The organism is Pseudomonas sp. P2S-1 (genome assembly GCF_057197725.1).
Genome location: NZ_CM170068.1, coordinates 4,424,146 through 4,448,907 on the forward strand (window position 1 = coordinate 4,424,146; position 24,762 = coordinate 4,448,907).

A 24,762-nucleotide genomic window follows, 5' to 3' on the forward strand; every position below is an offset into this window, starting at 1 on the left:
ATCGACACCACTCCCGTTACTCTGCAGGCATCTCCAAGCGGATTTGAAAACGGTATTGTTAGCTATACTGCTACCGTCACTTCACCGGTAACCGGCACACCTGTGATCGTCACGCTGTCCAACGGGGAAGTCATTACCATTCCTGTTGGAAGCACCAGCAATACCATCCTGCTCAACATCCCGAATGATGTATATAGCAACACATCTATCAATGTAGCTATTACCTCCGCAACAGGGGGTAATTTCGAAAATCTTGTGGCAGATAAAACCGTCGCCACAACAGTCGTCATCGACACTTCCCAAGATGCCACTATCGTCGAGCTTGCCGCAGACGCCAGCGTCGCCGAGAACGGCGTGATCACATACACCGCAAGCGTCTCCTCCCCGGTCACCGTCGCTCCGGTCGTGGTCACACTGTCCAACGGACAGACCATCATCATTCCGGTCGGAAGTACCAGCGGAACAGTCCAATTCACCGCACCCAATGACGTCTACAAGGGTGCTACGCCTATCGTCGAAATGATCACCGCTGTTTCCGGCGGCAACTTCGAAGAGCTTCTACCCACCCCATCGCCAGTTCTGACCACGGTCACCGACTCCGTCGACACCACCACCGTCAGCCTCGGCGCCAGCACCAGCGTGGCCGAGAGTGGCGTGATCACCTACACCGCCAGCGTCACCTCGCCGGTCACCGGCGCGCCGGTTGTGGTCACTCTGTCCACCGGGCAGAGCATCACCATTCCGGTCGGCAGCACCAGCGGCACCGTGCAGTTCACTGCGCCGAACGACGTCTATAACGGCGCCAACCCGGTCAGCACCACCATCACCAACGTGAGCGGCGGCAACTTCGAAAGCCTGGTGGCCAACCCGACCCCGGCCGTGACCACCGTCACCGACTCCATCGACACCACCACCGTCACCCTCGGCGCCAGCCCAAGCGTTGCCGAGAACGGTGTAATTACCTACACCGCCAGCGTCACCTCGCCGGTCACCGGCGCGCCGGTCATCGTCAGCCTGTCCAATGGCCAGACCATCACCATCCCGGTCGGCGGCACCAGCGGTACCGTGCAGTTCACTGCACCGAACGACGTGTACAACGGCGCAGCGCCGATCAGCACCACCATCGCAGGCGTGGGCGGCGGCAACTTCGAGAACCTGGTGGCCAGCCCGGCACCGGCCGTGACCACCGTCACCGACACCACCGACACCACCACCGTCAGCCTCGGCGCGACGGCGAGCGTCGCCGAGAACGGCGTGATCACCTACACCGCCAGCGTCACCTCGCCGGTGACCGGCACCCCGGTGGTGGTCACCCTGTCCACTGGCCAGACCATTACCATCCCGGTCGGCAGCACCAGCGGCAGCGTGCAGTTCACCGCGCCGAACGATGTCTACAACGGCGCCACGCCGGTCAGCACCACCATCACCAACGTGAGCGGCGGCAACTTCGAGAGCCTGGTGGCCAACCCGGCCGCGGCCGTGACCACCGTCACTGACAGCGTCGACACCACCACCGTGACCCTGAGCGCCACCCCGAGCGTGCTCGAAGGCGGCGTGGTGACCTACACCGCCTCCGTCGGTGCCCCGGTGACCGGCGCCCCGGTGATCGTCAACCTGGCCAACGGCCAGAGCATCACCATTGCGGTCGGCCAGAGCTCCGGCTCGGTCAACTTCACCGCCCCGGACAACGTGCTCGCCACCAACGCGCCACTGAGCAACAGCATCACCAGCGTCAGCGGCGGCAACTACGAAAGTCTGGTCGCCGGCACCGGCACGACCACCACCACGGTCACCGATGACCCTGCGCGCCTGGACACCACCAACCTGACCCTGAGCGCCACCGGCTCCGTCACCGAAGGCGGGCAGATCGTCTACACCGCCACCCTGAGCAATCCGGCCGGCACCGAGATGAAGATCAGCCTGAGCAATGGTGAAACCATCACCATTGCCCAGGGCCAGACCCAGGGCACCGTGACCTTCGCCGCTCCGGCGAACACCGTTTATGTCGATGCGGGCAATGTCAGCGTCACCGTGACCGGCACCACCGGCGGCGATTTCGAGAAGCTGGCGGTCAATCCGGCCGCGGCGGTGACCGCGATCACCGACAGCATCGATACCTCGACTGTCACCCTGACTGCCACCCCGAGCGTGACCGAAGGTGGCGTGGTGACCTACACCGCGACGGTCACTTCGCCGGTTACCGGTACTCCGCTGGTCATCAGCCTGGCCAATGGTCAGTCGATCACCATTCCGGTCAACAGCTCCAGCGGTTCGGTGGACTTCATCGCGCCGAACAACGTGCTGAATACCAACGCACCGTTGACCAACAGCATCACCGGCGTCACGGGCGGCAACTACGAGAAGCTGGACACTGCCGGCGCGCCGACCACGGCGGTCAATGACGATCCGGCTCGCCTGGATACCACCGGCCTGACCCTGTCGGCCACCGGCACCGTTCAGGAAGGCGGCAACATCGTCTATACCGCGCGCCTGAGCAATCCGACCGGTACCGAGATGAAGATCACCCTGAGCAACGGGGAAGTGATCACTATCGGGAAAGGTCTGTCCGAAGGTAGCGTGACCTTCGCAGCCCCGGCCAACACCGTGTATGTGGATGCCGGCAACGTCAGCGTAACCATCACCGGCACCACCGGTGGTGATTTCGAGCATCTGGAAGTCAGCCCGACTGCTGCGGTTACTGCCGTCACTGATTCGGTCGATACCTCGACCGTGACCCTGACTGCGACCGCCAGCGCTGTCGAAGGCGGCGTGGTGACTTACACCGCGTCCGTGACCTCGCCGGTCACCGGCACTCCGTTGGTCATCAGCCTGGCAAACGGCCAGTCAATCACCATTCCGGTCAACTCTTCGAGCGGTTCGGTCGATTTCATCGCGCCGAACAACGTGCTGAACACCAACACCCCGCTGACCAACAGCATCACCGGGGTGACCGGTGGCAACTACGAGAAACTGGATACCGCCGGTGCTCCGACCACTGTCGTGACCGATGATCCGGCTCGCCTGGACACCACTGGCCTGACCCTGTCGGCGACCGGTACCGTCCAGGAAGGCGGCGACATCATCTACACCGCCCGCCTGACCAACCCGGCCGGCACCGAGATGAAGATCACCCTGAGCAACGGGGAAGTGATCACTATCGGGAAAGGTCTGTCCGAAGGCAGCGTGACCTTCGCAGCGCCTGCCAACACTGTCTATGTGGACGCTGGCAACGTCAGCGTCACTATTACCGGTACTACCGGTGGTGATTTCGAACACCTCGAAGTCAGCCCGACTGCTGCAGTTACCGCTGTGACCGACAGCCTCGACACTTCGACTGTCACGCTGACGGCCACCGCCAGTGCCGTCGAAGGCGGCGTCGTTACCTACACCGCTTCGGTCACTGCGCCTGTCACTGGCACTCCTCTGGTCATCAGTCTGGCCAATGGTCAGTCGATCACCATTCCGGTCAATTCTTCGAGCGGTTCGGTCGATTTCATCGCGCCGAACAACGTGCTGAACACCAACACCCCGCTGACCAACAGCATCACCGGGGTGACCGGTGGCAACTACGAGAAGCTGGATACCGCGGGCACGCCGACCACCGTCGTGAACGATGATCCGGCTCGCCTGGACACTACCGGCCTGACCCTGTCCGCCACTGGCACCGTCCAGGAAGGCGGCGATATCGTCTACACCGCCCGCCTGACCAACCCGGCCGGCACCGAGATGAAGATCACGCTGAGCAACGGCGAGGTCATCACTATCGGTAAAGGCCTGAGTGAAGGCAGCGTGACCTTCGCCGCCCCGGCGAACACCGTCTATGTGGATGCCGGCAACGTCAGCGTGACCATCACCGGCACCACTGGCGGCGACTTCGAGCACCTCGAAGTCAGCCCGACTGCAGCTGTGACTGCGATCACCGACTCGGTCGACACCAGCACCGTGACCCTGACCGCTACGGCCAGTGCTGTTGAAGGTGGCATTGTCACCTACACCGCGTCCGTGACTGCCCCTGTAACCGGCACCCCGCTGGTCATCAGCCTGGCCAACGGTCAGTCGATCACCATTCCGGTCAACAGCTCCAGCGGCTCGGTGGACTTCATTGCCCCGAACAACGTGCTCAACACCAACACGCCGTTGACCAACAGCATCACCGGTGTGACCGGCGGTAACTACGAGAAACTGGACACCGCGGGTGCTCCAACCACCGTTGTGACCGACGATCCTGCACGTCTGGACACTACCGGCCTGACCCTGTCCGCCACCGGTACCGTCCAGGAAGGCGGCAACATCATCTACACCGCCCAACTGACCAATCCGGCTGGTACCGAGATGAAGATCACCCTCAGCAACGGGGAAGTGATCACCATCGGCAAAGGTCTGTCCTTAGGCTCCGTGACCTTCGCGGCGCCTGCCAACACCGTCTATGTAGACGCTGGCAGTGTCAGCGTTACCGTCACCGGCACTACCGGTGGTGACTTCGAGCACCTTGAAGTCAGCCCGAGTGCGGCTGTGACCCTCATCACTGACAGCGTCGATACTTCGACTGTCACACTGACCGCGACGGCCAGCGCTGTCGAAGGTGGCGTCGTCACCTACACCGCGTCCGTGACCTCGCCGGTCACCGGCACTCCGCTGGTCATCAGCCTCGCAAACGGCCAGTCGATCACCATTCCGGTCAACAGCTCGAGCGGTTCGGTCGACTTCATCGCGCCGAACAACGTACTGAACACCAACACCCCGCTGACCAACAGCATCACCGGTGTGACTGGCGGCAACTACGAGAAGCTGGATACCGCCGGCACTCCAACTACCGTCGTGAACGATGATCCAGCCCGCCTGGACACCACCGGCCTGACCCTGTCGGCGACCGGCACCGTCCAGGAAGGCGGCGATATCGTCTACACCGCACGCCTGACCAACCCGGCCGGCACCGAGATGAAGATCACGCTGAGCAACGGCGAGGTCATCACTATCGGCAAGGGCCTTTCCGAAGGATCCGTGACCTTCGCAGCCCCAGCGAACACCGTGTATGTCGACGCGGGCAATGTCAGCGTGACCATCACCGGCACGACCGGTGGTGACTTCGAACACCTCGAAGTCAGCCCGACTGCGGCCGTCACGGCTGTAACCGATTCGCTCGACACCAGTACCGTGACCCTGACCGCTACGGCCAGCGCTGTTGAAGGTGGCGTCGTCACCTACACCGCTTCGGTCACTGCGCCTGTGACTGGCACTCCTCTGGTCATCAGCCTGGCCAACGGCCAGTCGATCACCATTCCGGTCAATAGCTCCAGCGGCTCGGTGGACTTCATCGCACCGAACAACGTGTTGAACACCAATACCCCGCTGACCAACAGCATCACCGGCGTGACTGGCGGCAATTACGAAAAACTGGACACCGCTGGTGCTCCGACCACCGTCGTGACCGATGATCCGGCTCGCCTCGATACGACTGGCTTGACGTTGAGCGCGACCGGCACCGTCCAGGAAGGCGGCGACATCATCTACACCGCGCGCCTGACCAACCCGGCCGGCACCGAGATGAAGATCACCCTCAGCAACGGGGAAGTGATCACTATCGGCAAAGGTCTGTCTGAAGGCTCGGTTACCTTCGCGGCACCTGCAAACACCGTCTATGTCGATGCTGGCAATGTCAGCGTGACCATTACCGGCACCACTGGCGGTGACTTCGAACACCTCGAAGTCAGCCCGACGGCTGCCGTGACTGCGGTAACCGACTCGGTCGATACGTCGACCGTCACGCTGACCGCGACCGCCAGCGCTGTTGAAGGTGGCATCGTCACCTACACCGCTTCGGTCACCTCGCCAGTCACCGGCACTCCGCTGGTTATCAGCCTTGCAAACGGCCAGTCGATCACCATTCCGGTCAACAGCTCGAGCGGTTCGGTCGATTTCATCGCGCCTAACAACGTGCTGAACACCAACACGCCGCTGACCAACAGCATTACCGGCGTCACCGGCGGCAACTACGAGAAACTGGATACTGCGGGCACGCCGACCACCGTCGTGAACGACGATCCGGCTCGCCTGGACACCACTGGCCTGACCCTGTCCGCGACGGGCACCGTTCAGGAAGGCGGCGACATCATCTACACCGCTCGCCTGACCAACCCGGCTGGCACCGAGATGAAGGTCACCCTCAGCAACGGTGAGGTCATCACTATCGGGAAAGGCCTGTCCGAAGGATCCGTGACCTTCGCGGCGCCTGCGAACACTGTCTATGTGGATGCTGGCAACGTCAGCGTCACTATCACTGGTACTACCGGTGGTGATTTCGAACACCTCGAAGTCAGCCCGACTGCCGCCGTGACGGCGATCACCGATTCGATCGACACCAGTACCGTGACCCTGACCGCTACGGCCAGCGCGGTTGAAGGCGGCGTGGTGACCTACACCGCTTCCGTGACCTCTCCGGTTACCGGTACTCCATTGGTGATCAGCCTGGCCAACGGCCAAAGCATCACCATCCCGGTCAACAGCTCCAGCGGTTCGGTCGATTTCATCGCCCCGAACAACGTGCTGAACACCAACACGCCGCTGACCAACAGCATCACCGGGGTCACCGGCGGCAACTACGAAAAACTGGATACCGCCGGCACGCCAACTACCGTTGTGAACGACGATCCAGCGCGCCTCGACACCACCGGTCTGACCCTGTCGGCCACTGGCACCGTCCAGGAAGGCGGCGACATCATCTACACCGCCCGCCTGACCAACCCGGCCGGCACCGAGATGAAGATCACGCTGAGCAACGGCGAAGTGATCACCATCGGCAAAGGTCTTTCGGAAGGCAGCGTGACTTTCGCGGCGCCGGCCAACACCGTCTACGTCGATGCAGGCAATATCAGTGTGACCATCACCGGTACCACTGGCGGTGATTTCGAGCACCTGGAAGTCAGCCCGACTGCGGCCGTTACGGCGATCACCGACTCGATCGATACCAGCACCGTAACGCTGACCGCGACTGCCAGCGCTGTAGAAGGTGGCGTGGTGACGTACACCGCGTCCGTGACCTCCCCGGTTACCGGCACCCCATTGGTGATCAGCCTGGCCAACGGCCAAAGCATCACCATTCCGGTCAACAGCTCGAGCGGCTCGGTGGACTTCATCGCGCCTAACAACGTGTTGAACACCAACACGCCGCTGACCAACAGCATCACCGGCGTCACCGGCGGCAACTACGAGAAGCTGGATACCGCGGGTGCTCCGACCACCGTGGTCACCGATGACCCAGCCCGCCTGGACACCACCGGCCTGACCCTCAGCGCCACCGGCACCGTCCAGGAAGGCGGCGACATCATCTACACCGCTCGCCTGACCAACCCGACCGGCACCGAGATGAAGATCACCCTGAGCAATGGGGAAGTGATCACTATCGGGAAAGGTCTGTCTGAAGGTTCTGTGACCTTCGCGGCACCGGCCAACACCGTCTACGTCGATGCGGGCAATGTCAGTGTGACCATCACCGGCACCACCGGCGGTGATTTCGAGCACCTGGAGGTCAGCCCGACTGCGGCCGTCACTGCGATCACCGATTCGATCGATACCAGCACCGTAACGCTGACCGCGACTGCCAGCGCTATCGAAGGCGGTGTGGTCACCTACACGGCCTCCGTGACCTCTCCGGTTACCGGTACTCCATTGGTCATCAGCCTGGCCAACGGCCAGTCGATCACCATTCCGGTCAATTCTTCGAGCGGTTCGGTGGACTTCATCGCCCCGAACAACGTGTTGAACACCAACACGCCGCTGACTAACAGCATTACCGGTGTCACCGGTGGCAACTACGAGAAGCTGGATACCGCGGGCACGCCGACCACCGTCGTGAACGATGATCCGGCTCGCCTGGACACCACCGGCCTGACCCTGTCCGCCACTGGCACCGTCCAGGAAGGCGGCGATATCGTCTATACCGCGCGTCTGACCAACCCTGCCGGCACCGAGATGAAGATCACCCTGAGCAACGGGGAAGTCATCACCATCGGGAAAGGTCTGTCTGAAGGTTCCGTGACCTTCGCAGCGCCTGCCAACACCGTGTATGTGGATGCTGGAAACGTCAGCGTCACCATCACCGGCACCACTGGTGGCGATTTCGAGCACCTGGAAGTCAGCCCGACTGCGGCGGTTACCGCCATTACCGATTCGGTCGATACCTCGACCGTCACGCTGACGGCGACCGCCAGCGCTGTCGAAGGCGGCGTAGTGACTTACACGGCGTCCGTGACTGCACCTGTAACCGGCACCCCGCTGGTCATCAGCCTGGCCAACGGTCAGTCGATCACCATCCCGGTCAACAGCTCCAGCGGTTCGGTGGACTTCATCGCGCCTAACAACGTGCTGAATACCAACACCCCGTTGACCAACAGCATTACGGGTGTAACCGGTGGCAACTACGAAAAACTGGATACCGCCGGTGCTCCGACTACCGTCGTGACCGATGATCCAGCGCGCCTGGACACTACCGGCCTGACCCTCAGCGCCACTGGCACCGTCCAGGAAGGCGGCGACATCGTGTACACCGCCCGCCTGACCAACCCGGCTGGCACCGAGATGAAGATCACGCTGAGCAACGGCGAGGTCATCACTATCGGCAAAGGTCTGTCCGAAGGCTCCGTGACCTTTGCCGCCCCAGCGAACACTGTGTATGTCGACGCGGGCAACGTCAGCGTGACCATCACTGGCACCATTGGCGGCGACTTCGAGCACCTCGAAGTCAGCCCGACCGCAGCCGTAACCGCCATCACCGACAGCATCGACACCTCGACTGTCACGCTGACCGCGACGGCCAGTGCTGTTGAAGGTGGCATCGTCACTTACACCGCTTCGGTCACCTCGCCGGTCACGGGCACCCCGCTGGTCATCAGCTTGGCCAACGGCCAGTCGATCACTATTCCGGTCAATTCTTCGAGCGGCTCGGTCGATTTCATCGCGCCGAACAACGTGTTGAACACCAACACGCCACTGACCAACAGCATCACCGGCGTCACGGGTGGCAACTACGAAAAACTCGACACCGCTGGTGCTCCGACTACCGTCGTGAACGACGACCCGGCTCGCCTGGACACCACCGGCCTGACCTTGTCCGCGACCGGTACCGTCCAGGAAGGCGGCGACATCATCTATACCGCCCGCCTGACCAACCCGGCCGGCACCGAAATGAAGATCACCCTGAGCAACGGGGAAGTGATCACTATCGGAAAAGGTCTGTCTGAAGGCTCCGTGACCTTTGCGGCACCGGCCAACACCGTCTACGTCGATGCCGGTAATGTCAGCGTCACCATCACCGGCACTACCGGTGGTGATTTCGAGCACCTCGAAGTCAGTCCGACTGCCGCCGTGACTGCGATCACCGACTCGATCGACACCAGCACCGTGACCCTGACCGCGACTGCCAGCGCTGTAGAAGGTGGCGTCGTCACTTACACCGCGTCCGTCACTTCGCCTGTGACCGGTACCCCGCTGGTGATCAGCCTCGCCAACGGCCAAAGCATCACTATCCCGGTCAACAGTTCCAGCGGTTCGGTGGACTTCATTGCCCCGAACAACGTGTTGAACACCAACACGCCGCTGACCAACAGCATCACCGGCGTAACCGGCGGCAACTACGAAAAACTCGACACCGCTGGCACCCCGACCACCGTCGTGAACGACGATCCGGCTCGCCTGGACACCACTGGCCTGACCCTGTCCGCCACTGGCACCGTCCAGGAAGGCGGCGATATCGTCTACACCGCCCGCCTGACCAACCCGGCTGGCACCGAAATGAAGATCACGCTGAGCAACGGCGAGGTCATCACTATCGGTAAAGGCCTGAGTGAAGGCAGCGTGACCTTCGCCGCCCCGGCGAACACCGTCTATGTGGATGCCGGCAACGTCAGCGTGACCATCACCGGCACCACTGGCGGCGACTTCGAGCACCTCGAAGTCAGCCCGACTGCTGCGGTTACCGCCATCACCGACAGTGTCGATACCTCGACCGTGACCCTGACTGCGACCGCCAGCGCTGTCGAAGGCGGCGTGGTGACTTACACCGCGTCCGTGACCTCGCCGGTCACTGGCACTCCTCTGGTCATCAGTCTGGCCAATGGTCAGTCGATCACCATCCCGGTCAACAGCTCCAGCGGTTCGGTGGACTTCATCGCGCCTAACAACGTGCTGAACACCAACACGCCGCTGACCAACAGCATTACCGGGGTTACCGGTGGCAACTACGAGAAACTGGATACCGCCGGTGCTCCGACTACCGTCGTGACCGATGATCCAGCACGTCTGGACACCACTGGCCTGACCCTCAGCGCCACCGGCACCGTCCAGGAAGGCGGCGACATCATCTACACCGCTCGCCTGACCAATCCAGCCGGCACCGAGATGAAGATCACCCTGAGCAACGGGGAAGTGATCACTATCGGCAAAGGTCTGTCCGAAGGTAGCGTGACCTTCGCAGCGCCTGCCAACACCGTTTACGTGGATGCGGGGAATGTCAGCGTCACTATCACCGGTACTACCGGTGGTGACTTCGAACACCTGGAAGTCAGCCCGACTGCAGCTGTGACTGCGATCACCGACTCGGTCGACACCAGCACCGTGACCCTGACCGCTACGGCCAGTGCTGTTGAAGGTGGCATTGTCACCTACACCGCGTCCGTGACTGCACCTGTAACCGGCACCCCGCTGGTCATCAGCCTGGCCAACGGTCAGTCGATCACCATCCCGGTCAACAGCTCCAGCGGTTCGGTGGACTTCATCGCCCCTAACAACATGCTGAATATCAACACACCGCTGACCAACAGCATCACCGGTGTGACTGGCGGCAACTACGAAAAACTGGACACCGCCGGTACTCCGACCACCGTCGTGAACGATGATCCAGCCCGCCTGGACACCACTGGTCTCACCCTGTCGGCCACCGGTACCGTTCAGGAGGGCGGCGACATCGTCTACACCGCCCGCCTGACCAATCCGGCCGGCACCGAGATGAAGATCACCCTCAGTAACGGGGAAGTGATCACCATCGGCAAAGGTCTGTCCGAAGGTTCCGTGACCTTCGCGGCGCCTGCCGACACCGTTTATGTGGATGCCGGCAATATCAGCGTGACCATCACCGGCACTACCGGTGGTGACTTCGAACACCTGGAGGTCAGCCCGACTGCGGCCGTAACCGCCATCACTGACAGTGTCGATACCTCGACTGTCACGCTGACGGCGACCGCAAGCGCTGTCGAAGGCGGCGTGGTGACCTACACCGCGTCCGTCACCGCTCCGGTCACCGGCACCCCACTGGTCATCAGCCTGGCGAATGGTCAGTCGATCACCATTCCGGTCAATTCTTCGAGCGGCTCGGTCGATTTCATCGCCCCGAACAACGTGCTGAATACCAACACACCGCTGACCAACAGCATCACCGGTGTGACTGGCGGCAACTACGAAAAACTGGACACCGCCGGTACTCCGACCACCGTCGTGAACGATGATCCGGCTCGCTTGGACACTACTGGCCTGACCCTGTCCGCGACAGGCACCGTTCAGGAAGGCGGCGACATTATCTACACCGCCCGCCTGACCAACCCGGCCGGCACCGAAATGAAGATCACCCTGAGCAACGGGGAAGTGATCACTATCGGGAAAGGTCTGTCTGAAGGCTCCGTGACCTTTGCGGCACCGGCCAACACCGTCTACGTCGATGCCGGTAATGTCAGCGTCACCATCACCGGCAATACCGGTGGTGATTTCGAGCATCTTGAAGTCAGCCCGACTGCGGCAGTGACTGCAATCACCGACAGCATCGACACCTCGACTGTCACGCTGACGGCGACCGCCAGTGCCGTTGAAGGTGGTGTTGTCACCTACACCGCTTCCGTGACCTCTCCGGTTACCGGTACGCCATTGGTCATCAGCCTGGCCAACGGTCAGTCGATCACCATTCCGGTCAACTCTTCGAGCGGCTCGGTCGACTTCATCGCTCCGAACAACGCCCTCAACACCAACGCCCCGCTGACCAACAGCATCACCGGCGTCACGGGTGGCAACTACGAAAAACTGGACACCGCCGGCACCCCGACCACCGTCGTGAACGACGACCCGGCTCGCCTGGACACCACTGGCCTGACCCTGTCCGCGACCGGCACCGTCCAGGAAGGCGGCGATATCGTCTACACCGCACGCCTGACCAACCCGGCTGGCACCGAAATGAAGATCACGCTGAGCAACGGCGAGGTCATCACTATCGGCAAAGGCCTTTCCGAAGGCTCCGTGACCTTCGCGGCCCCGGCCAACACTGTTTACGTCGATGCCGGCAACGTCAGCGTCACCATCACCGGCACCACCGGTGGTGACTTCGAACACCTCGAAGTCAGCCCGACTGCAGCTGTGACTGCGATCACCGATTCGGTCGACACCAGCACCGTGACCCTGACCGCGACGGCCAGTGCTGTTGAAGGTGGCATCGTCACCTACACCGCGTCCGTAACCTCCCCGGTTACCGGTACTCCGTTGGTCATCAGCCTGGCCAACGGCCAGTCGATCACCATTCCGGTCAATAGCTCCAGCGGCTCGGTGGACTTCATTGCCCCGAACAACGTGCTCAACACCAACACGCCGCTGACCAACAGCATCACCGGCGTAACCGGCGGCAATTACGAAAAACTCGACACTGCTGGCACCCCGACCACCGTCGTGAACGACGACCCGGCTCGCCTGGACACCACTGGCCTGACCCTGTCCGCGACGGGCACCGTTCAGGAAGGCGGCGACATCATCTACACCGCCCGCCTGACCAACCCGGCTGGCACCGAAATGAAGATCACGCTGAGCAACGGCGAGGTCATCACCATCGGTAAGGGTCTGTCTGAAGGCTCCGTGACCTTCGCCGCCCCAGCGAACACCGTGTATGTAGATGCTGGCAATGTCAGCGTCACCATCACCGGCACCACTGGCGGCGACTTCGAGCACCTCGAAGTCAGCCCGACTGCTGCGGTTACCGCCATCACCGACAGCGTCGATACCTCGACCGTCACCCTGACGGCGACCGCAAGCGCTGTCGAAGGTGGCATCGTCACCTACACCGCGTCCGTCACCGCTCCGGTCACCGGCACCCCGCTGGTAATCAGCCTGGCCAACGGTCAAAGCATCACCATCCCGGTCAACAGCTCCAGTGGTTCGGTGGACTTCATCGCCCCGAACAACGTGCTGAATACCAATACGCCGCTGACCAATAGCATCACCGGCGTCACGGGTGGCAACTACGAAAAACTGGACACCGCCGGCACGCCGACCACTGTCGTGAACGACGACCCGGCTCGCCTGGACACCACTGGCCTGACCCTGTCCGCGACGGGCACCGTTCAGGAAGGCGGCGACATCATCTACACCGCTCGCCTGACCAACCCGGCCGGCACCGAGATGAAGATCACGCTGAGCAACGGCGAGGTCATCACTATCGGTAAGGGTCTGAGTGAAGGCAGCGTGACCTTCGCAGCTCCGGCGAACACCGTTTATGTGGATGCTGGCAACGTCAGCGTCACCATCACCGGCACCACCGGCGGCGACTTCGAGCACCTGGAAGTCAGCCCGACTGCAGCCGTAACCGCCATCACCGACAGCGTCGATACCTCGACCGTCACCCTGACGGCGACCGCAAGCGCTGTCGAAGGTGGCATCGTCACCTACACCGCGTCCGTCACCGCTCCGGTCACCGGCACTGCGCTGGTCATCAGCCTGGCCAACGGCCAGTCGATCACCATCCCGGTCAACAGCTCCAGCGGTTCCGTGGACTTCATCGCGCCTAACAACGTGCTGAACACCAACACCCCGCTGACCAACAGCATCACCGGCGTAACCGGCGGCAACTACGAAAAACTGGATACCGCGGGTGCTCCGACCACCGTGGTCACCGACGACCCAGCCCGCCTGGACACCACCGGCCTGACCCTCAGCGCCACCGGCACCGTCCAGGAAGGCGGCGACATCATCTACACCGCGCGCCTGACCAACCCGGCCGGCACCGAGATGAAGATCACCCTGAGCAACGGGGAAGTGATCACAATCGGCAAGGGCCTGTCCGAAGGCAGCGTGACCTTCCCGGCCCCGGCGAACACCGTGTATGTCGACGCCGGTAACGTCAGCGTGACCATCACCGGCACCACCGGCGGCGACTTCGAGCACCTCGAGGTCAGCCCGACTGCAGCCGTGACTGCCGTCACCGACTCGCTCGACACCTCGACCGTGACCCTGACCGCATCCGGCAGTGCCCTGGAAGGCGGCGTGGTGACCTACACCGCGTCCGTCACCTCGCCAGTGACCGGCACTGCGCTGGTCATCACCCTGGCCAACGGCCAGTCGATCACCATCCCGGTCAACGCTTCCAGCGGTTCGGTGGACTTCACCGCACCAAACAACGTCTACGGCACCAACCCGGCGCTGACCAACAGCATCACCGGTGTGACCGGCGGCAACTTCGAGAAGCTGGTCACCGATGGCACGCCATCGACCGTCATCAACGACAACCCGGCCAACCTCGACACCACCGGCGTCAGCCTTATCGCCACCGGCACCGTGCAGGAAGGCGGGCAGATCACCTATACCGCCAAGCTGACCAACCCGGCCGGCAGCGAGATGACCATCAACCTGAGCAACGGGTCGAGCATCACCATCGGCAAGGGCTTGAGCGAAGGCTTCGTCACCGTCGACGCGCCGAAAAACAGCGTCTACGTGGATGCCACCAACGTCAGCGCGACCATCACCGGCACCACCGGTGGTGACTTCGAGAAGCTGGCGGTCAGTCCGACTCCGGCGGTCACCGCAGTCACCGACACCGTCGACACCTCGACCGTGACCCTGACCGCGACCCCGAGCGTGACCGAAGGCGGCGTAGTGACCTACACCGCCACCGTCAGCTCGCCGGTCACCGTGGCTCCACTGGTCGTGACCCTGGCCAACGGCCAGAGCATCACCATCGAGGTCAACGCCACCAGCGGCTCGGTCAACTACACCGCGCCGAACAACGTCTATGCCACCAACGTGCCGCTGACCAACAGCATCACCGACGTGAGCGGCGGCAACTTCGAGAAGATCGTTGCTATCGGCAACACGACCACTGCGGTCAACGACAACCCGTCGAACCTGGACACCACCAACGTCACCCTGACCGCCACCAACTCGGTGGACGAAGGTGGCCAGATCACCTACACCGCCAAGGTCAGCAACCCGACCGGCAGCGAGATGACGATCAGCCTGAGCAACGGCTCGACCATCACCATCGCCAAAGGCCTGAGCGAAGGCACCGTCACCGTCGATGCGCCGAAGAACAGCGTGTACGTCGACGCGACCAACGTCAGCGCCAGCATTACCGGCGTCAACGGCGGTGATTTCGAGAAGGTGAATGTCAACGCGACCCCGGCGGTCACGGCGATCACCGATACCCTCGACACCTCGACCGTGACCCTGACGGCGACCCCGAGTGCAGTGGAAGGCGGCGTCGTCACCTACACCGCCACCGTAACCTCGCCAGTGACCGTCGCTCCGCTGGTCATCAGCCTGGCCAACGGCCAATCGATCACCATCGCGGTCAACGCAACCAGCGGTTCGGTGGACTTCACCGCGCCGAACAACGTCTACAACACCAACTCGGCGCTGACCAACAGCATCACCGGCGTCACCGGTGGCAACTACGAGAAGCTGGTCACCGCCGGTGCTCCGACCACCGTGGTCAATGACAACCCGAACAACCTCGACACCACCGGCGTATCGCTCACCGCGACCGGCACTGTCCAGGAAGGCGGGCAGATCACCTACACCGCCAAGCTGACCAATCCGGCGGGCAGCGAAATGACCATCAACCTGAGCAACGGGTCGAGCATCACCATTGCCAAGGGCCTGAGCGAAGGCTTCGTCACCGTCGACGCGCCGAAAAACAGCGTGTACGTGGATGCGACCAACGTCAGCGCGACCATCACCGGCACTACCGGTGGTGATTTCGAGAAAGTGGCGGTCAGCCCGACCCCGGCGGTGACTGCAGTCACCGACACCGTCGACACCTCGACCGTGACCCTGACCGCCACCCCGAGCGTGACCGAAGGCGGCGTGGTGACCTACACCGCTACCGTCAGCTCGCCAGTGACCGTCGCGCCGCTGGTCATCAGCCTGGCCAACGGCCAGCAGATCACCATCGCCGTGAACGCCACCAGCGGCTCGGTCGACTACACCGCGCCGAACAACGTCTACTCCAGCAATGCGCCGCTGACCAATAGCATCACCGACGTGAGCGGCGGCAACTTCGAGAAGATCGTTGCCGTGGGTAATACCACCACCGCCGTCAACGACAACCCGTCGAACCTGGACACCACCAACGTCACCCTCACCGCGACCAGCTCGGTGGACGAAGGCGGTCAGATCACCTACACCGCGAAGGTCAGCAACCCGACCGATACCGCGATGACGGTGAACCTGAGCAACGGTTCGAGCATCACCATCGCCAAGGGCCAGAGCGAAGGCTTCGTCACCGTCGACGCACCGAAAAACAGCGTGTACGTGGACGCGACCAACATCAGCGCCAGCATCACCGGCACCACCGGCGGCGGCTTCGAGAAGGTGAATGTCAACGCGACCCCGGCGGTCACCGCGATCACCGACACGATCGATACCTCGACCGTGACCCTGACCGCGACTCCGAGCGCTGTGGAAGGTGGTGTGGTGACCTACACCGCGACTGTCACTTCGCCAGTGACTGTCGCGCCGCTGGTGATCAGCCTGGCCAACGGCCAGAGCATCACCATCGCGGTCAACGCTACCAGCGGTTCGGTGGACTTCACTGCACCGAACAACGTCTACAACACCAACTCGGCGCTGACCAACAGCATCACCGGTGTGACCGGTGGCAACTACGAGAAGCTGGTCACTGCGGGTGCTCCGACCACCGTGGTCAATGACAACCCGAACAACCTGGATACCACCGGCGTTTCGCTCACCGCGACCGGCACCGTCCAGGAAGGCGGGCAGATCACCTACACCGCCAAGCTGACCAACCCGGCTGGCAGCGCAATGACCATCAACCTGAGCAACGGGTCGAGCATCACCATTGCCAAGGGCCAGAGCGAAGGCTTCGTCACCGTCGATGCGCCGAAGAACAGCGTCTACGTCGATGCCACCAACGTCAGTGCGACCATTACTGGCACCACTGGCGGCGACTTCGAGAAACTGGCGATCAGTTCGACCCCGGCGATCACCGCCGTGACCGACACCATCGACACTTCGACCGTAACCCTGACGGCGACCCCGAGCGTGACCGAAGGCGGCGTAGTGACCTACACCGCCACCGTCAGCTCGCCGGTCACTGTTGCGCCACTGGTCATCAGCCTGGCCAACGGCCAACAGATCACCATCGCTGTGAATGCCACCAGCGGCTCGGTCAACTACACCGCGCCGAACAACGTCTACTCCAGCAACCCGTCGCTGACCAACAGCATCACCGACGTAAGCGGCGGCAACTTCGAGAAGATCGTTGCCGTGGGCAACACCACCACGGTCGTCAACGACAACCCGTCGAACCTCGACACCACCAACGTCACCCTCACCGCGACCAGCTCGGTGGACGAAGGCGGTCAGATCACCTACACCGCGAAGGTCAGCAACCCGACCGATACCGCGATGACGGTGAACCTGAGCAACGGTTCGAGCATCACCATCGCCAAGGGCCAGAGCGAAGGCTTCGTCACCGTCGATGCGCCGAGAAACAGCGTGTACGTAGACGCGACCAACGTCAGCGCCAGCATCACCGGCACTACCGGCGGCGGCTTCGAGAAGGTCAACGTCAATGCGACGCCTGCCGTGACTGCGATCACCGACACGGTCGATACCTCGACCGTGACCCTGACCGCTTCGCCAAGCGCCGTGGAAGGGGGTGTGGTGACCTACACCGCGACCGTGACCTCGCCGGTTACCGTAGCGCCACTGGTCATCAGCCTGGCCAACGGCCAGTCGATCACCATCGCGGTGAACGCCACCAGCGGTTCGGTCAACTTCACCGCACCGAACAACGTCTACAACACCAACTCGGCGCTGACCAACAGCATCACCGGTGTGACGGGCGGCAACTACGAGAAGCTGGTCACCGCCGGCAATCCGTCCACGGTCATCAACGACAACCCGAACAACCTCGACACCACCGGGGTCAGCCTGACCGCCACCGGCACCGTCCAGGAAGGCGGCCAGATCACCTACACCGCGAAACTGACCAACCCGGCCGGTACCGCGATGACCGTGAGCCTGAGCAACGGTTCGACCATCACCATCGCCAAGGGTCAGAGCGAAGGCTTCGTCACCGTCGACGCACCGAAGAACAGCGTCTACGTCGACGCCACCAACGTCACTGCCAGCATCACCGGCACCACCGGCGGCGACTTCGAGAAGCTGGCGATCAGTTCGACCCCGGCGATCACCGCCGTGACCGACACCATCGACACCTCGACCGTCACCCTGACCGCGACCCCAAGCGTGATCGAAGGCGGCGTGGTGACCTACACCGCGACCGTCACCTCGCCGGTCACCGTAGCGCCATTGGTCATCAGCCTGGCCAACGGTCAGCAGATCACCATCGCGGTCAATGCCACCAGCGGTTCGGTGGACTTCACCGCGCCGAACAACGTCTACGCCACCAACGCGCCGCTGACCAACAGCATCACCGGCATGAGCGGCGGCAACTACGAGAAGCTGGTGTCCACCGGCACCACGACCACCGTGGTCAACGACAACCCGTCGAGCCTGGACACCACCAACGTCACCCTCACCGCCACCAACTCGGTGGATGAAGGCGGCCAGATCGTCTACACCGCGAAACTCAGCAATCAGGCTGGCAGCACCATGACCGTGAGCCTGAGCAACGGCTCGACCATCACCATCGCCAAGGGCCTGAGCGAAGGCACCGTCAGCGTCGACGCGCCGAAGAACAGCGTCTACGTCGATGCCACCAGCGTCAGCGCCAGCATCACCGGCACCACCGGCGGCGATTTCGAGAAGGTCAACATCAGCACCACCCCGGCGATCACCTCGATCACCGACACCATCGACACCTCGACCGTGACCCTGACCGCGACCCCGAGCGTGACCGAAGGCGGCGTGGTCACCTACACCGCCACCGTGACTTCGCCGGTCACCGTTGCACCGCTGGTCATCAGCCTGGCCAACGGCCAGTCGATCACCATCGCGGTCAACGCCACCAGCGGCTCGGTGAACTTCACCGCACCGAACAACGTGTACGCCAGCAACCCGGCTCTGACCAACAGCATCACCGGCGTGACCGGCGGCAACTACGAGAAGCTGGTGACGGCGGGCACGACCACCACCGTGGTCAACGACAACCCGAACAACCTCGACACCACCGGCGTCAGCCTCACCGCGACCGGCACCGTCCAGGAAGGCGGACAGATCACCTACGTCGCCAAGCTGACCAACCCGGCCGGCAGCGCGATGACCGTAACCCTGTCCAACGGCTCGACCATCAACATCGCCAAGGGCCTGAGCGAAGGCTCGGTGACCGTCGATGCGCCGAAGAACAGCGTCTACGTCGATGCCACCAACGTCAGCGCGACCATCACCGGCACCACTGGCGGTGACTTCGAGAAGCTGGCGATCAGCTCAACGCCTGCGGTAACGGCGGTGACCGACACCATCGATACGTCGACCGTGACCCTGACCGCGACCCCAAGCGTGATCGAAGGCGGCGTGGTGACCTACACCGCCACCGTGACCTCGCCGGTCACCGTTGCCCCGCTGGTCATCAGCCTGGCCAACGGCCAACAGATCACCATCGCGGTCAATGCCACCAGCGGCACCGTGACCTATGTCGCGCCGAACAACGTGTACAGCACCAACACGCCGCTGACCAACAGCATCACCGGCATGACCGGCGGCAACTACGAGAAACTGGTGAGCACCGGCAACACCACCACCGTGGTCAACGACAACCCGTCGAACCTGGACACCACCAACGTCACCCTGACCGCGACCAACACCGTGCAGGAAGGCGGCCAGATCACCTACACCGCGAAGCTGTCCAACCCGGCCGGCACCGCGATGACCGTGACCCTGAGCAACGGTTCGACCATCAATATCGCCAAGGGCCTGAGCGAAGGCTCGGTGACCATCGATGCGCCGAAAAACAGCGTGTACGTCGATGCCACCAACGTCAGCGCGACCATCACCGCCACCACCGGCGGCGATTTCGAGAAGGTCAACGTCAGCTCGGCCGCGGCCGTGACCTCGGTCACCGACACCATCGACACTTCGACCGTGACCCTGACCGCCACGCCAAGCGTGGTCGAAGGCGGCGTGGTGACCTACACCGCGACCGTCAGCTCGCCAGTGACCCTGGCGCCGCTGGTCATCAGCCTGGCCAACGGCCAGCAGATCACCATCGCCGTCAACGCCACCAGCGGCTCGGTCAACTACACCGCGCCGAACAACGTCTACACCGCCAACCCGGCGCTGACCAACAGCATCACCGGGGTCAGCGGCGGCAACTTCGAGAAACTGGAAACCTCCGGCACCACCAGCACCACGGTTACCGACGGCCCGATCGACACCACCACCGTCAGCCTGAGCGCCACCAGCTCGGTGCAGGAAGGCGGGCAGATCACCTATACCGCGACCCTGACCAACCCGGCCGCATCGGCGGTGACCGTGACCCTGTCCAACGGTGCGACCATCACCATCGGCAAGGACCAGCTGTCCAACAGCATCACCGTGCCAGCGCCGGCGGACACCCCGTACATCGATGCCACCAACATCAGCGCGAAGATCACCGGTGCCACTGGCGGCGGCTTCGAGAACCTGGCCTACAGCACCACCCCAGCGGTTACCCAGGTCACCGACACCAATACGCCGACCACCATCAGCATCACCGGCAGCACCCTGGTGGCCGAAGGCGCGACCGGCACCTACACCCTCAACCTGAGCAACCCGTCGCAGTCGGCGGTCACCGTCAAGCTGAGCTACTCCGGCACCGCCACCAACGGTTCGGACTACACCGGCGTGACCACCGTGACCATCCCGTCCGGGGCGAGCAAGGTCGACTTCACCATCCCGACCATCAAGGACCTGGTCACCGAGGGCACCGAGCAGTTCACCGTCAAGATCGACTCGGCCACCGGTGGCAACTTCGAGAGCGTGGTGGTCAGCCCGACCCTGGGCAGCGTGACCACCTCGATCTTCGAGCCGGCACCGGTGCTGGACCTGGACGCCAACAACTCCAGCGGCGCGACCGGCGCGGACTACCAGGTGACCTTCACCGAAGGCCAGCCGGGCACCGGCGTGTCCATCGGCGACGTGGACCTGAGCATCACCGACTACGACAGCACCCTGATGACCGGTGCCACCGTGACCCTGACCAACCGCATGGCCGGTGACGCCCTGAACCTGGGCAACAGCGTCGGCGGCATCACCATCAATGCGGTGAACACCAACGACAAGATCGTCCTGACCCTGTCCGGCCCCGGCACCATCGCCGACTACGTCGCACGCCTGAAGAACATCACCTTCATCAACACCAGCGATGACCCGAGCAGCACGCCGCGGATCATCACCGTGACGGTCACCGACGGGGTCAACACCTCGAACGTCGCCACCACCACGGTCAACGTGGTGCCGGTGAACGATGCGCCGACCGCCGCCGGTGGCGAGATCACCGGGACCGAGGACACCGACCTGGCCCTGACCTGGGCCAGCCTCAACATCAGCGACCTGGACAACCTGCCGAGCGCACTGGGTATCACCATCACCCAGCTACCGACCCTGGGCAGCCTGCAGTACAAGGACGGCAGCACCTGGAAGACCCTGACCGCCGCCGATGTCGGCAAGGTCTTCAGCAAGGCCGATATCGATGCGGGCAACCTGAAGTTCGTGCCGCTGGCCAACCAGTCGGGCATCAGCGCCAACGGCGGCACCGGCGTGGGCAACCAGCAGGCGGACTACGCGCAGATCAAGTTCAAGCCGTACGACGGCAAGGACATGGGCAACGAAGCCACGCTGAAGGTCGATATCACTCCGGTCGCCGACAAGCCGACGCTGAGCATCGCCAGCAACGCCGTGGCTTCCATCGGCCTGACCAAGGAAATCTGGACCGGCCTGTCGGGCCTGGGCACCGACGGTAACGGCGCCAATGCCGCGACCCTCAAGTCGGTCATCGACGCTGCGGCCGGCAGGGCGAACTCCACCGCCATCGCCACCAACGTGGCCTCGACCGGCGATGTCGCCGCAGGCACTGCCTCGAAGACCTCCGGCCTGATGTACATGGAAGCCGGCAGCACCTACAAATTCACCGGAGTCGGCGACGACAGCCTGGCGGTGGTCGTAGGCGGCAAGGACGTGGCCAGCACCACCTGGGGCGCCGGTGGCCAGCTCAACGGCACCTTCACCCCGGTCAAGAGCGGCTACTACACCGTCGAGATCTACCACTACAACCAGGCGGGCCCGGGCAGCTACGACGTCAACGTCTCGGTCAACGGCGGCGCCACCATCGACGTCAGCCAGGTCGGCACCGCGCTGTACCCGACCGTGGCGGCCCTGGCGGCAGCCGGCGTGACCGTGTCCGACCTGCACGGCACCAACGGCAAGGGCTACTACGACGGCTACAAGCTCAACGAAGGCGGCGAGAACGGCACGGTCAAGCTGGCCGCGATCACTACCGCGCTGACCGATACCGACGGCTCGGAAACCCTGGCGGTCAAGCTGGGCGGCATCCCGGCGGGCTCGGTGATCAGCGATGGCGCCGGTCACAGCGTCACCGTCGGCGCCGGCCTGGTGGACGTCACCGGCTGGACCCTGAACTCGCTGACCATCAAGCCACCGGCGTACTACTCCGGGACCTTCAACGTGTCGGTCAGCTCGATCTCCACCGAGAGCATCAACGGCAGCACCGCCACCACCCCGGGCAGCATCAAGGTCACCGTGTACGGCGACACCTATGCCGTGGCGACCAACGCCACTGCCGACAGCGACACCTGGACCGGTACCGACGGCAACGACATCATCGCCGCCGACATCAACGGCCTGCACGTGGTCGCCGGGCAGAACTACAACCTGGCGTTCATCGTCGACACCTCGGGCAGTATGAAAGACTCGGTGGACGCGGCGCAGAAGGCCCTGCAATCGGTCTTCACCACCCTGTCCAACAGCGTCCAGGGCGCCAGCTCGGGTACGGTGAACATTCTCCTGGTGGACTTCGCCACCCAGGTGAAATCCACCGTGGCGGTCAACCTGGCCGACAGCGGCGCCCTGCAGACCCTGAAAAACGCCCTGACCGCGATGACGGCCAACGGCGGTACCAACTACGAGGACGCGTTCAAGACCACGGCCAACTGGTTCCAGAACCTGAAGGACGCCGGGGTTACCGGTGACAACCAGACCTTCTTCATCACTGACGGCCAACCGACCTACTACCAAACTGGCGAACGCACCAACCCGACGCTGATCACCTACGTGGGCAGCAAGCCGAACCTGACGATGGATAGCTATCTGACGTCGATCAATTACAAACTGGGCCAGGTGGTCAACGTCAACCTGGACAGCAGCAACCGCCTGACTATCGACAGCAGCGGCAACCTGAACCTGTACAAGTACGGCAGCTATTACTCGTCGCTCAGCGGTACGCTGCATGCCCAAGGCGACGGGACTTATGAGCTGTCTAGCCTGGCGGGCCAAGGAAGCTATGCCGATTCGGACACCACCAGTAACTCCAAGAGCGCGTTTGCGGTGCTCAAGGCTCTGTCCCCGAATATCGAGGCCATCGGCATCGGTGGTGATATCAATACCAACGACCTGAAGCCCTACGACTCCGACGGCAAGCCGCAGACCAACATCGACGCCAGCAACCTGGCCGATGCCATCCTCGGCCATACCGAGGCGACCCTGCCGGGCAACGACACGGTCAACGCCGGCGACGGCAATGACATCGTGTTCGGCGACCTGATCATGTTCCCGTCCGTGGCGGGCAACGGAGTGGAGGCGCTGCAAAGCTACGTCGCCAAGCAGACCGGCCTGGATGCCAGCGCGATCGACAGCAAGGCCATGCACCAGTACGTCACCGAGCACATCAGCGAGTTCGACATCTCCCGTACCAGCGACGGTGACGACAAGCTCTATGGTGGCGACGGCAATGACATTCTCTTCGGCCAGGGCGGTAACGATTACCTCGATGGCGGCAAGGGCAATGACATCCTGCTCGGCGGTACCGGCAACGACACCCTGCTGGGTGGCGAAGGCAACGACCTGCTGTTCGGCGGCAAGGGCAACGACACCATGACCGGGGGCGCGGGTGCCGACACCTTCATCTGGCGTGCGGGCGATACCGGCAACGACATCATCAAGGACTTCAAGCCGGCCGAAGGTGACCGTCTCGACCTGAGCGACCTGCTCCAGGGCGAGAAGGGCACCACCATCGACAACTACCTGAAGATCACCACGGTGAACGGCGAGTCGACCCTGCAGGTCAGTAGCGAAGGCAAGCTCAACGCTACCGGCGGTATCGCCAATGCCGACGTGACGATCAAGCTGGAAGGGGTGAACTGGTCCAATACCTCGATCAACTCGTTGATCAGCGGTGCGGACCCGACCATCAAGATCGACCACAACAACAGCTGATGCGCTGATCGGTGCCAACCCTTGCGGGGGTTGGTGCCAACAGCTGTTTTTGCCTGATCGGTCACGGCGCCGCATACTCGTGCGTCGCTTTCCTTCCTTATTGACCTAAGC

The 24,762-nt window shown here is 63.0% G+C and carries 1 protein-coding gene; it reads left to right on the top strand.

The genetic code is table 11. The features are described from left to right. Window positions 1-24,651 (top strand): immunoglobulin-like domain-containing protein, encoded by a 24,651-nt coding sequence (locus AC2CQI_RS19800; protein ID WP_484580644.1) that lies wholly within the window; start codon window positions 1-3, stop codon window positions 24,649-24,651. Window positions 24,652-24,762: the final 111 nt, after the last annotated feature.